At 63.7% G+C, this 12,146-nt stretch carries 11 protein-coding genes; 3 read left to right on the top strand and 8 right to left on the bottom strand.

The features are described from left to right. Positions 1-90: 90 nt before the first annotated feature. Positions 91-1,377 carry an MFS transporter gene (locus M6D32_RS18910; protein WP_298258978.1) on the bottom strand — a complete coding sequence of 429 codons (1,287 nt, stop codon included), beginning with the start codon at positions 1,375-1,377 and terminating at the stop codon, positions 91-93. Positions 1,378-1,598: 221 nt separating this feature from the next. Between M6D32_RS18910 and M6D32_RS18905 the strand changes: the two genes are divergently transcribed. Then, positions 1,599-1,976, top strand: coding sequence for a rhodanese-like domain-containing protein (locus tag M6D32_RS18905; protein WP_298258976.1), 378 nt, complete (start codon positions 1,599-1,601; stop codon positions 1,974-1,976). 75 nt (positions 1,977-2,051) lie between these two features. On the opposite strand, the gene M6D32_RS18900 is transcribed toward M6D32_RS18905, so the two are convergent. From M6D32_RS18900 to M6D32_RS18890, 3 genes are read right to left on the bottom strand one after another with little or no spacing between them, the layout of a single operon-like run. Continuing rightward, the gene (locus tag M6D32_RS18900) at positions 2,052-2,432 is read right to left on the bottom strand and encodes a hypothetical protein (protein WP_366145845.1); all 381 of its coding nucleotides are present in this window, start codon (positions 2,430-2,432) and stop codon (positions 2,052-2,054) included. A gap of 19 nt (positions 2,433-2,451) precedes the next feature. Beyond that, positions 2,452-3,078 carry a hypothetical protein gene (locus M6D32_RS18895; protein WP_298258974.1) on the bottom strand — a complete coding sequence of 209 codons (627 nt, stop codon included), beginning with the start codon at positions 3,076-3,078 and terminating at the stop codon, positions 2,452-2,454. Between the two features lie 5 nt (positions 3,079-3,083). Then, positions 3,084-4,508, bottom strand: coding sequence for an FAD-linked oxidase C-terminal domain-containing protein (locus M6D32_RS18890; protein ID WP_298259049.1), 1,425 nt, complete (start codon positions 4,506-4,508; stop codon positions 3,084-3,086). 86 nt (positions 4,509-4,594) lie between these two features. On the opposite strand from M6D32_RS18890, the gene M6D32_RS18885 reads away from it, so the two are divergent. Continuing rightward, a complete protein-coding gene (locus M6D32_RS18885; RefSeq protein ID WP_298258972.1) occupies positions 4,595-5,119 on the top strand; it encodes a thioesterase family protein in 525 nt (174 codons plus the stop codon). 117 nt (positions 5,120-5,236) lie between these two features. Here M6D32_RS18885 and M6D32_RS18880 read toward each other — a convergent pair whose 3' ends face one another. The 3 genes from M6D32_RS18880 to M6D32_RS18870 form a co-directional block, all read right to left on the bottom strand. Continuing rightward, positions 5,237-5,680, bottom strand: a complete 444-nt coding sequence (locus M6D32_RS18880; protein ID WP_298258970.1) for a CBS domain-containing protein — start codon at positions 5,678-5,680, stop codon at positions 5,237-5,239. A 166-nt stretch (positions 5,681-5,846) separates the two neighbouring features. Then, on the bottom strand, positions 5,847-7,346 hold the full coding sequence (locus M6D32_RS18875; RefSeq protein ID WP_298258968.1) for an amidase: 1,500 nt from the start codon (positions 7,344-7,346) through the stop codon (positions 5,847-5,849). An 81-nt stretch (positions 7,347-7,427) separates the two neighbouring features. After that, on the bottom strand, positions 7,428-7,601 hold the full coding sequence (locus M6D32_RS18870) for a DUF1328 domain-containing protein (RefSeq protein WP_298258966.1): 174 nt from the start codon (positions 7,599-7,601) through the stop codon (positions 7,428-7,430). 286 nt (positions 7,602-7,887) lie between these two features. Here M6D32_RS18870 and M6D32_RS18865 point away from each other — a divergent pair, with 286 nt between their 5' ends. Next, positions 7,888-10,425, top strand: a complete 2,538-nt coding sequence (locus tag M6D32_RS18865) for a UvrD-helicase domain-containing protein (protein WP_298258964.1) — start codon at positions 7,888-7,890, stop codon at positions 10,423-10,425. A 24-nt stretch (positions 10,426-10,449) separates the two neighbouring features. Here M6D32_RS18865 and M6D32_RS18860 read toward each other — a convergent pair whose 3' ends face one another. Beyond that, complete coding sequence (locus M6D32_RS18860) at positions 10,450-12,129, bottom strand: carbamoyltransferase C-terminal domain-containing protein (protein WP_298258962.1); 1,680 nt, start codon at positions 12,127-12,129, stop codon at positions 10,450-10,452. Positions 12,130-12,146 lie beyond the last annotated feature (17 nt).

Genomic DNA, 12,146 nt, shown 5'->3' with positions numbered 1-12,146 from the left:
CTAGAAACTTATATCTGCTAGTGGTCCTTCTAATTCTAACATTCGCAAAAGCGGCCGCTGAGAAGGGATGCGAATGTTAGAATTGGACCACTAGCCCGTCACCCGATGCAGGCGGCCGGCCACGGCGCGGACCTTGCCGGGCGAGGCAAACCAGACGGCGAGCGCCGAAAGCGCGCTCATGCCGATGCCGATCGCGAAAGCGAGCGTGTAATTTCCCGTCGTGTCATGCAGCACGCCGGTCACGAACGGCCCCGCCGCGCCACCGGCGAGCACCACGACCATGATGGTGCCGAAGATGCTGCCGTAATGCTTGCCCTGAAAGATTTCGACCACGACCGCACCCATGATCGATGTCAGCCCGTAACCGAGCGCGCCCTGCGCGAACACCATGAGATAGATCAGTGCCATGGAATGCACCTGCGCCAACGCCATCAGCGCCGCCAAGCAGATCGCGAACCCGGCGCAACTGATCGCCCAGACCCATTCGCGCCCGATCCGGTCGGAGAGGTGACCAAGAAAAATCTGGCCGGGAATACCCAGAAAGCTGACCGCGCCCAGCGACCATACGCCGACTGCGGGGCTGAAGCCGATATCGAGCAGGTATTTGGTCTGATGCACCTGCACCGCGTACCAGATGTAAAGCCCGCCAAAATAGCCGACCGCGAGCCACCAGAAACGCGACGTCGCGAGCGCCCGCGGCAAGGTCCAGTCGATGCTGGCCCATTCGGGATCGACGATGTTCGAGACCGGCTTTGGCGCTGAGGCCGACGGCGCGGCAGCGCCATCCGCCAACAGGCCCAAATCCTCCGGACGCTTGCGCAACAGCAGATTGATCGGCGCGAGCTCGATCACAATCAGAAGCCCCATCGCGGTACAGGCGGTGCGCCAGCCGCTTCTCTCGATCATGACCTGCACCCAGGGTAGCAGCGTCATCGAGCCGATGCCGACGCCGGCAAACGCGAGCCCGATCGCAAGCCCCCGGCTGCGGATGAACCAGTTGGGCAGAAACAGCGATTGACCGGAATAGCCGAGGCAGACGCTGCCGGCGCCGACCAGGACGCCAATGGTCAGGTAAAGATGCCAGGGCTGCGTCGTCAGCGGCGCCAGCAACAACCCGCTCGCCATCAGCACGACGCCGAGTTCCATCACGCTGCGCGGGCCGAGACGATCCATCAGGCGGCCGATCAGGGGGCTCGCGATCCCCGACACCACGAAGCCGAACGAAAACGCACCGGCGGTCACGCCACGGTCCCATCCGAATTCGCTCAGGATCGGCGGAAACAGCAGCGAAAAGGCGGTGCGCGCATTGACGCCGATCGCCATGGTGACAAAGGTCACGGCGATGATGATCCAGCCGTAGAAGAACGGAAGCCGCATCGAGGGGTCCTTGGCATCTGTCAGGAGAAAACCTATCCGTCATCGCGCGCTCGGGGATCGCGAGCCCCATGACAGGCTAACGTAGCAATCCGGCCAGTCCAGCCCAGCTATTGGATTGCGGCACTGGATTGCATCGTTGCCGCCCCTCCTCGCAATGACGAGGAGAAAGGAGTAAGAGTCGGACAACGATACGGCTTGTTCAATGACGTGGGAGGTAAAACATGACGCTCGGTGTCAAGCAGATGATGGAAGCCGCCAACGCGGCGGTGCCGAAGATCACGGCGGCCGAGGCGCGCGAGAAGATCGCCAACGGCAACACGCTGCTGCTGGATATCCGTGACGGCACCGAAGTGCAGGCGAGCGGCAAGGCGGCGGGCGCCGTTCACGTGTCGCGGGGCTTGCTTGAATTCCGCGCCGACCCGGACGCGCCCACCCACGACAAGAACTTTTCGAAGGACAAGACCGTCCTGATCTATTGCGCCTCCGGCGGCCGCGCCGCGCTCGCTGGCAAGCTGCTCAAGGACATGGGCTACAACGAGGTCTACAATATCGGCGGCTTCAAGGATTGGGCCGAGAGCGGCGGCGCGGTGGAGAAGTAAGGAAGCGACCGTGGACGTCCCAAAGGGAGACGGAGCGCATCTTCCGCCACGGCTTTTTTCGAAACGTATCCCGCATCAGGATCCGAGCATCGGATGGTCGCGCAGTACGTCTTCGCGAATTGACGGCGCCTGGATCGCGCGAAACAGAATTCGCGCCGTCCGCTGATCATCGGCCATCAAGGACAAATCGATGATCTGGCGCACCGCGGAATCCCGCAGCAGATCGTCGCCGATCTTCATCGCGGTTTCCATGGCGGCGCGCGCCCCGCGCTCGTAGCGCCGAAACTCGTCCTGCCGGTTCTTGCTGTTGGGAGCGCCGGCTTTCGCCGCGCTATCGGCGGCCGCGCCACAGATGACGCGAATGCGATGCGCGGCCTCGAGATCTCCGAGTGGCAACGCCACAGGCTCTTCCCAGATCTCCTTGGGCTTCGGCTTGCTGAACCAGCGCATCGCCATGGGGCATTTTTCCCAAAGCCTAACCGTGCTCGCGGATGGTCGGCGCCGACGGATTGACCCGCCGCACGGTGATCGGCGAGCCGTCGGATTCGAAACGCAATTCGTATTTCTTGCCGCGCGTGTCGGTCGCAGAGCAGACGACGCTGGAGATGTGGAGGGTGGCGAAACTGCCGAGTTGCACGCATCGTCCTGCCGATTTCAACACCGCCGGCACCGGCAGGCCATCGGCCTTGGGCTGGTGTTTCGATTTGATCAGCACCTGATCGACCGCCAGGTCGTACAGATTTTCCTTGGTGCGCTGGCCGTTTCCGCCGGAGAAGGAAATGATATGGCTCTGGTCGGCCGGATCGTCGAGCGCGATGGTGAAATAGGCCCGGCCGTTCACGCTATGCGCGTAGGCAATGGTGCGGCAGGCAAAATCGTGGCCCGCAATCTTGAGCGTGCTGCACTTTCCCGTCATCAGCGCGAACAGGTCGGTGTCCGGCGCCTCCGGCTTCAGCTGGCCGATGGTGTCGGTCGGGTCCATCGCCGCGGGCGCCGGCTGATTTTGCGCCATGTCACCGGCCGCGGCCGGCATCTGCGGCGCGAGCACGAGCATAAGGGCAGCGGCAATGTTGGCGCACAGGCGCATCGTCGTAACCGTCAATGATCTCATCCGTGTGAAGCCGGAATGATTTTTCCCGGGTTGAAGATGTTTTGGGGATCGAGCGCTTGCTTGACCGCGCGCATGGCATCGATGGCCTCGCCGCCAAGCTCGCCTTTCAGATATTTCTGCTTGCCCTGCCCGATGCCGTGTTCGCCGGTGCAGGTACCGTCCATCGACTGCGCCCGCTCGACCAGGCGATGCATGAACTCCTCCCCGCGCGCCATTTCGCCGGCATCGTCGACGTCACAGAGCAGCGAGCAGTGGAAGTTGCCGTCGCCGACATGACCGACGATCGGCGATTGCAGGCGGAGCCGCTTCAGGTCGTCCTCGGTCTCGGTGACGCAATCGGCGAGCCGCGAAATCGGCACGCACACGTCCGTTGCCACCACGCCCGCGCCGGTGCGAAGCGCCTTGACTGCCCAATAGGCGTCGTGCCGCGCCTGCCACAGCCTGGTGCGGTCCTCCGGACGCGTGGTCCAGGTGAAGCCGAGGCCGCCGCATTCCTTGGCGATCTCGGCGAAATTCTTCGACTGTTCGGCGACATCGGCCTCGCTGCCGTGAAATTCGAGCAGCAGCAGCGGCGTCTCCGGCAGCGTCAGCTTCGAATAGGAATTGCAGGCCTTCACCTGCTCGGCGTTGAGAAGTTCGATGCGCGCGACCGGAATGCCGGTCTGGATCGCCATGATCGTCGCCTGGCAGGCGCCGCGCACGGTCTCGAACGAACAGGCGGCGGCTGCGATGGTTTCGGGAATGCCGCGCAGGCGAACGGTGAGTTCGGTGATGATGCCGAGCGTGCCTTCGGCGCCGATGAAGAGATGCGTCAGATCGTAGCCGGCGCTCGATTTCTTCGCCCGCGTGCCGGTCGTGATGATCTCGCCGTCGCCACGCACGACCTTCAGCGCCAGCACGTTCTCGCGCATGGTGCCGTAACGCACCGCGTTGGTGCCCGACGCCCGCGTCGAAGCCATGCCGCCGAGAGATGCGTCGGCGCCGGGATCGATCGGGAAGAATACGCCCTGGTCGCGCAGATATTCGTTCAGCGCTTTGCGGGTAACGCCGGGCTGGATCACGCAGTCCAGGTCTTCGGCGTGAACCTCCAGCACCTTGTTCATGTCGCGGAAATCGACGCAAACGCCGCCGGCGGGCGCATTGACCTGGCCCTCGAGCGAGGTGCCGGTGCCGAACGCGATCACGGGAACGTCGTGGACGGCGCAGACCCGCACCACGTCCTGCACGTCGGCGGCCTCCTGCGCGAACACCACCGCATCCGGCGGCTGCGATGGCAGCCAGGTCGTGGTATGCGCATGCTGGTCGCGCACGGCCTGCGAGGTGACGAGGCGATTGCCGAACCGCGCGGCGAGCTTTTCGACGACAGCGGCGACCGCCTTCGGCTCCGCTCGCTTCGGATTATTGGTGATGGTCGTGCCCACGTCTGTAAAATCCTCCCGCAGAAATACCGTGGCAAAGGATGTATAGAGGGTCAAGGGACGAAACCCGGCAGGCGAGATTGAGCACAATGACGGCGCAAAGTGAGGCAAAGACGACACATTCCCCGGCCGATCGGGGGGGACCGTTCCTGTCGTCGATCATGCAGATCGAGCCGCAATGGATCGATTACAACGGCCACCTGAACATGGCCTACTATAACGTCATGTTCGACCGGGCGATCGATGAGCTGTGGCTCGTCCTCGGCATCGGGCCTGACTACAAGAAGTCACACGGCAATTCGACCTTTACCGCCGAATGCCATGTGCGCTATTTGCGCGAGATCCATCTCGGCGACCCCGTGCGGGTTGCGATCCACCTGCTCGCCGCCGATGAAAAGCGCCTGCATCTGTTCGAGGAACTGCGTCACGCGACCGAAGGCTGGCTGTCGGCGACCTCGGAGACCATGACGCTCCACATCGACATGGACCAGCGCAAGACCGCGCCCTTCCCGAGCGATGTCCGCGCCACGATCGACGCGGTCGCCCGCGCGCATGCCTCCGTTCCGCGCCCCGAGGGCATCGGCAGCGCTATCGCGATGCCGGCGCGGCGCTAGGCCGTATGCTCATATATTCGTCGCGTCCGCTTTGCTCGGCGAGCGGTTTTCAATCGTAGAAGAACTAGGCCCGCCGCAGGATCGCGGACTGAGGGCGACGGCACCGCGGTTCGTCTGTCAGCCCCCGGGGCCGTCCTTCATGATGTAGCCCATCAGGTCGTCCACGTTGTGCTCCAAATCCCTGATGATGTCCTTGACGACGTCTCCGATCGAGATCACGCCCAAGACCCTGCCCGCGTCCAGCACTGGCAGATGGCGAAAACCGCGCGCAGCCATCATTGCCATGCAGCCTTCCAGCGGATCGTCCGGCTTGACCGTCACCGGGTTGCCCGTCATCACTTGGCCCACCGGCGTTTGCTTCGCATCCAGCCCGGGCAGCAGCACTTTGATGGCGCAATCACCCTGGGTCACGATACCGACCAGCACGTCGTCGTCGATGACCAGGACCGACCGGACCCGCTTGTCGCGCATCTGACGCAAGGCTTCGACGACCATGTCGCCGGAACGAACATGGATCAGGGCGCCACTCTTCCGGGCCAGAGCGTTTTTTACGGTGCTCATCGATCTCCTGTGAAGGGCCCTGTTGCTGCCCCGCATTGAAGGTTAGTCGAAATATCCTGCCTTGTCAGCACCGCGCCGGGCTACGCCATGGAGGCGGTGAAAATCCCGCTGTCGGGATCGGTGGCAGGCTTCGCCAGCGACATCGCCTGCATGACGACGTCACGCCTTAGCTCTGCGTCACCCAGGCCGGCAGCCGGTCGAACCAGGGCTGCGCATTCTCAAGCTGGTGCGCGAGTTGCAAGAGGCGCGCCTCCTCTCCCAGCTTAGCGACGAACTGCACGCCGAGCGGCAGGCCTCCCGCGGTCCAATGCAGCGGCACGCCCATGGCCGGCGTCCCGGTCAGATTGGCTGCTTGCGTAAACGGCACATATTGCAGGCTGTCGCGCGCGATCTTGTCGATGACGCCATCGAACAGGCCTGAGCGCATCAACAAGCCGAGCAGACCGATACGATCCAGCAGCTTCAACAGCGCCTGCTCGGCGGCTGCGGGATCGCCCTGGCCATGGCGTATCGGCCGATGCGCCAGGGTCGGCGTCAGCAGCAGGTCGTAACGCTGGTGGAAACGCGCCAGCCCCCGGGCGAATTCATTCCACTTGAGCAACTGCGTCGTCAGCGCGCCGGCGGAGATCGCGCCGCCGATCGTCGCCAGCACCCGCGACAGCAGTTCGAAATCGCCGCGTTTGGCGCCGTTCGCGCGGGCCTGCGCCACCGCCGCGGCGACCTGGCCGAAATAGACATGCAGAAACGCTTTCGCCAGCGCCGCACCATCGATGTCCGGCGAAGCCTCCTCGACCTCGTGACCGAGGCTGCGCAGCAGGGTGGCTGCGTTTTCGACCGCGGCCTTCGCCTCGCCATGAACGTCGGTGCCGATCGGCGAGGTTGAGGTAAAGCCGATCCTGAGCCGGCCTGGATCACGCGCCATCGACTGCGCATAGGTCTCTGCGGGTCTTGCGGCGAGAAAGGGATCGCCGGCCTCACCGCCCACGACCGCGTCCAGCGCGAGAGCCGTGTCGCGCACGCTGCGCGAGATCACGCCCTGGCTGGTGGCGCCGAACCAGTGTTCACCGCCGCCCGGTCCGATCGAGATCAGGCCACGCGACGGCTTCAATCCGAACAGGCCGCAGCAGGCGGCAGGAATGCGGATCGAGCCGCCGCCGTCGCTGGCGCCCGCCATCGGCACCACGCCGGAGGCCACCGCGGCAGCCGCGCCACCACTCGAGCCGCCTGGGGTGTGTTCGCCGTTCCAGGGATTGCAGGTGCGGCCGAAGGCCTGCGGGTCCGTCACGCCCTTTAGTCCCAACTCCGGCAGATTGGTCTTGCCGAAGATCACAAGCCCCGCATCGAGAAAACATTTGACCACATGGGAGTGCTCGGGCGCGACGGCGTTGAGCATCGCGCGGCTGCCGTTGCTGGTCGGCAGCCCGGCATAATCCTGCGCAATGTCCTTGATCAGGAACGGGACGCCGGCAAAAGCGCCCGTCAACGGCTTGACGAGTTGGCCGCGCGCCTCCTTCTCCATCATCCGGCAGATCGCGTTGGTCTTCGGCTGGGCGCGCTCGCTCGCGCGTAGCGCGAGTGTAAGCAACTCGTCCGCCGTCACCTCGCGACGCGCCAGGCGCTCGGCAAGCCCGACCGCGTCATGCTTCACATATTCGGAAAAATTCATGGCGCCCCTTTCCGCTGTTTCAGCGGTCCGGGGCTATCCTAGCTCGAACGACAGCGGGCGCCAGCAGGCATCAGATGCCGCTCAGACGCGTGTTCTGCGGCGGGTGATCCCGACAACGGCGGAAATGATGAACAGCACCACCGCAATGAAGAAGATCGCCTTGGCGATTTCGATGGACGCGCCCGCGACACCGCCGAAACCAAGCACACCCGCGATCAGCGCGATAATCAGGAAGGTAACGACCCAACCCAACATGACGGCCTCCGACAAGCTCGCAACTCCGGCGCAGCACCCGAGGCGCCGATGTCTTTGCTGAAATAATCGCCGGCGGGAACAAAGGTTCCGGCCCGCTCAAAGCCGTGATCGAGGCGAAAATCCTGTCTTAAAAAAGGAACAAGCGGCTGCCCGCTCCAGGGCTGGGATAACTCCTGTCAAAACCGGTCCTAACCCCCTATATGCCTTTCATTCCTGCTATGAAGACTGCCCCCTCGCCCAAATTCGCGCGGAACGTGCCATCGTGGGCAGTCAGACGAATCGAGACATGACCGAACCGAGCCACCTGCCCCGTCACGATGTTCCAGAGCACCAGCCCCTGGCCGGCGGGATTGCCGCGCGGGCGCGGGCCACGGCCGTGCCGGCCTACCTCACCCGCCTCAATCCCGAGCAGCGCGAAGCGGTGGAGACGCTCGACGGCCCGGTCCTGGTGCTGGCCGGCGCCGGCACCGGCAAGACCCGCGTCCTGACCTGCCGCATCGCCCACATTCTCAGCCAGGGCCGGGCGCGGCCGGGCGAAATCCTCTCGGTCACCTTCACCAACAAGGCCGCGCGCGAGATGAAATCGCGCCTTGCGGAAATGCTCGGCCAGGCGGTCGAAGGCATGCCGTGGCTCGGCACCTTCCACTCCATCGGCGGGCGCATCCTGCGCACCCACGCCGAGATGGTGCAGCTGAAATCCAATTTCACCGTGCTCGACACCGACGACCAGGTTCGGCTCTTGAAGCAGCTCCTGCAGGCTGAGGGCATCGACGACAAGCGCTGGCCGGCGCGGATGCTGGCCGGCCTGATCGACGGCTGGAAGAATCGCGGCCTCGGACCGGCGCAGGTACCTTCGGGCGAAGCCGCCGTGTTCGCCAACGGCAAGGGCGGCAAACTTTATGCGAGCTATCAGGAACGGCTGAAGATTCTCAACGCCGCCGACTTCGGCGATCTCCTGCTCGAAAACATCCGCCTGTTCCGCGAACACCCGGATGTGCTGCGGCAATATCAAAGCCGTTTCAAGTTCATCTTGGTCGACGAGTATCAAGACACCAACGTCGCGCAGTACCTCTGGCTGCGGCTGCTCGCGCAGGCGCCTTCGCCCAAGACCGTCATTCCGGGGCTGACCGAAGGTCAGAACCCGGAATCCGGAGGTCAAGAGGACTCAGCTCGGGATTCCGGGTCTGCGCTTGCAGCGCATCCCGGAATGACGGTGCAATCGCCCCCGCGCAACATCTGCTGCGTCGGCGATGACGACCAGTCGATTTATGGCTGGCGCGGCGCGGAGGTCGACAACATCCTGCGCTTCGAGCACGACTTTCCCGGCGCGAAGGTCATCCGCCTTGAGCGCAACTACCGCTCCACCGGCCATATCCTCGCCGCCGCCTCGCATGTGATCGCGCACAACGAGGGCCGGCTCGGCAAGACCTTGCGTACCGAGGATGTCGACGGCGAGAAGGTCACCGTGACCGGCGCGTGGGACTCGGAAGAGGAAGCGCGCGGCATCGGCGAGGAGATCGAGGAACTCCAGCGCAGGAAAGAAAATCTCAACCAGGTCGCCATTCTCGTGCGGGCCTCGTTCCAGATGCGCGAGTTCGAAGATCGCTTTGTCACACTCGGCCTGCCCTATCGCGTGATCGGCGGTCCGAGATTCTATGAGCGCGCCGAAATTCGCGACGCGCTGGCTTATTTGCGGGTGGTCAATTCGCCCGCCGACGACCTCGCCTTCGAGCGCATCGTCAATGTGCCAAAGCGCGGCCTGGGTGATGCCACTGTGCAAATGCTGCACGATCACGCCCGCAAGCGGCGCATCCCGCTATACGAGGCCGCCCGCGCCGTGGTCGAGACCGACGAGATGAAGCCGAAAGCGCGCGGGAGCTTGCGCGAGCTTCTGGCGAGCTTCCGGCGCTGGCGCGCGCAGGCCGAAGTGACTTCGCATACGGAATTGGCCGAAACCGTGCTCGACGAAAGCGGCTACACCGACATGTGGCAGAAGGACCGCTCGGCGGATGCTGCGGGACGGCTGGAGAACCTGAAGGAACTGGTGCGCTCGATGGAAGAGTTCGAGAACCTGCAAGGTTTTCTCGAACACATTTCGCTGGTGATGGACCGCGACGGCGGCGCCGAAGAAGAAGCGGTGTCGCTGATGACGCTGCATTCGGCCAAGGGGCTCGAATTCGACAACGTGTTCTTGCCCGGGTGGGAGGAAGGCCTGTTTCCGAGCCAGCGCACGCTCGACGAACAGGGTCGCGCCGGGCTGGAAGAAGAGCGCCGTTTGGCGCATGTCGGGCTGACGCGCGCCCGCAAACGCGCGAAACTCTATTTCGCCACCAATCGGCGTATTCACGGCACCTGGTCGACCACGATCCCCTCGCGTTTCCTCGACGAGTTGCCGGCGCATAATGTGGAGATCACGGAATCCAAAGGCGGTTCGGGCTGGGGCGGCGCCGGCGGCTATGGCGCCTCGCGCTTCGACAACATGGAATCCTTTGGTTCGAGCTACACCACGCCGGGCTGGCAGCGCGCACAAGCGAACCGCGCGCGCGGCGGGCGCCAGAATTACGGCTTCGAGGAACGGCAATCGTCCTATGGTTCACGCGACGGCGGCGGCTTTGCCAAGCCGAAGCGCGCGCCACTCGTGATCGAGGGCGAGCTGATCGCGAAATCCACCGGCACCACCTCGGACTTCAACCTCGACGACCGCGTGTTTCATCAGAAATTCGGCTACGGCCATGTGGTGAAGGTCGACGGCAACAAGCTCACCATTGCTTTCGAGAAAGCCGGCGAGAAGAAGGTCGTCGACAGTTTTGTGGAACGGGCGTGATCCCCTGACGCACGATACTGTCGCTCAGCCCTGCGCCGTCAGGATCACGTCGTCCATGACCAGCGCGTCGATGCCGGATTTGCGAAACGTGACGATCGCATCCGTCGGCGTGCAGACGATCGGCTCGCTGTCGTTGAAGGATGTATTGACGACGAGCGGCACGCCGGTCAGCGCATGAAAGCAGGATATCAATTCGTGAAAGCGAGCATTTGACTTCCGGCTCACGAGTTGCACGCGGGCGGTGCCGTCCTTGTGCACGACGGCAGGAATGCGATCGAGCTGCTCGGGCCTGACCCTCGGGGCGAACAGCATGAATTCGTGGCTCGTCAAGTGGCCGCCGACTTCAAACCAATCGCCGGCGTGTTCGGCGAGCACGCTCGGCGCGAAGGGACGAAAATCTTCGCGGTGCTTGACCTTCTGATTGAGGATGTCGCGCATCTCCGGCCGTCGCGGATCGGCGAGCAGCGAACGGTTGCCGAGCGCACGCGGTCCGAATTCCATGCGGCCCTGAAACCAGGCGACGATCTTGCCGTCGGCGATCATTTTTGCCGCGTCGCGCGCCGGCGACTTGCTCTGCCGCGCCTTGAGGCCAGCGGACTTCACCGCCTCCAGGATATCGCGCCGTTTGAATGAGGGCCCGAGATACGGCGTGGAATAGCCACGCTGCGGCGGCTTCTTTTGGGTCGCGGCATGCACGAGCTGCGCGGCGCCGATCGCGGTGCCGGCGTCGTGCGGTGCGGAGGGAATGAAGATGTTGGTGAATTCGCCGGAGCGCCTCACCACTTCATTGGTCACGCAGTTGAGGGCAACGCCGCCGGCGATGCACAGATTGTCTGATGGCACCATGCGCTTGACGCGCCGGACCAGCGCCATGATCGCGGCATCGGTCGCCTCCTGAAGGCTGGCTGCGATATCGGCATGCCGCTGCTGAAATTCAGAACTCTCCTGGTGGCGTGGGCCGAACATCGTCTCCATGCTGACATCCTGTTTCGGCTGAAAGCCGAGGACATCCTGGGCGACACCGTAGTTTTCCTTTTCGGCGCGCAAGATGGAATGAAACTGCCGGCGGTACACTTCGGGATTGCCATAGGCCGCGAGCCCCATGGTTTTCGAAGCGTCGTAATGCGAGAAGCCGAGATGTTCGCTGAACACTTCCCACAGAAAGCCGATCGAATGCGGATATTCGAATGTTTCGATGGTCTGGATACGCGCCCCGTTCGCCTTCGCCAGCGAGGAGCCAGCCGTCTCGCCGATGCCGTCGATGGAGAGGATGGCCGCGCGATCGAAGCCGGAGGGGAAATAGGCCGAAGCGGCGTGCGCCAGGTGGTGGGAGACGAAATGGAATCGCTTCCCCAGGGATCGTCCGAGAAGCTCGTCCACGGCAGCCTGAACCCGGCCGATCCGTAAACGAAAGGTTTCCTCATAGCGGGGATCCCACCAGTCGGCGCGGTATTGCTTGACCCGCTGCTTGGGATCGAACGAGTAGGCGACATGGTGGATGTCGCGGGGAGTGAGCCCGGCGTGCTTCAGGCAAAAGCGGATTGCGCGCTCCGGAAGCTGATGGGGATTATCCCATGTGGCCTCCTTGCCGTGCTTGATGCGGTTGAACCGCTCCTCCTCGACGGCCGCCACAAGCTCGCCGTCGACCAGCAGTGCCGCGGCCGACTCGTGGTACACTGAATTGATTCCCAGGACATTTACCACCCTGCCTTACTCCCTCT

It is taken from the genome of Bradyrhizobium sp., assembly GCF_027307225.1.
GTDB lineage: Bacteria > Pseudomonadota > Alphaproteobacteria > Rhizobiales > Xanthobacteraceae > Bradyrhizobium.
This window is presented reverse-complemented; position numbering and strand designations above follow the sequence as displayed.

Excerpts from the sequence above, each read along its gene's own strand:
- M6D32_RS18910 (WP_298258978.1), bottom strand. The coding sequence starts at position 1,377 with ATGCGGCTTCCGTTCTTCTACGGCTGGATCATCATCGCCGTGACCTTT.
- M6D32_RS18905 (WP_298258976.1), top strand. The coding sequence starts at position 1,599 with ATGACGCTCGGTGTCAAGCAGATGATGGAAGCCGCCAACGCGGCGGTG.
- M6D32_RS18900 (WP_366145845.1), bottom strand. The coding sequence starts at position 2,432 with ATGGCGATGCGCTGGTTCAGCAAGCCGAAGCCCAAGGAGATCTGGGAA.
- M6D32_RS18885 (WP_298258972.1), top strand. The coding sequence starts at position 4,595 with ATGACGGCGCAAAGTGAGGCAAAGACGACACATTCCCCGGCCGATCGG.
- M6D32_RS18880 (WP_298258970.1), bottom strand. The coding sequence starts at position 5,680 with ATGAGCACCGTAAAAAACGCTCTGGCCCGGAAGAGTGGCGCCCTGATC.
- M6D32_RS18875 (WP_298258968.1), bottom strand. The coding sequence starts at position 7,346 with ATGAATTTTTCCGAATATGTGAAGCATGACGCGGTCGGGCTTGCCGAG.
- M6D32_RS18870 (WP_298258966.1), bottom strand. The coding sequence starts at position 7,601 with ATGTTGGGTTGGGTCGTTACCTTCCTGATTATCGCGCTGATCGCGGGT.
- M6D32_RS18865 (WP_298258964.1), top strand. The coding sequence starts at position 7,888 with ATGACCGAACCGAGCCACCTGCCCCGTCACGATGTTCCAGAGCACCAG.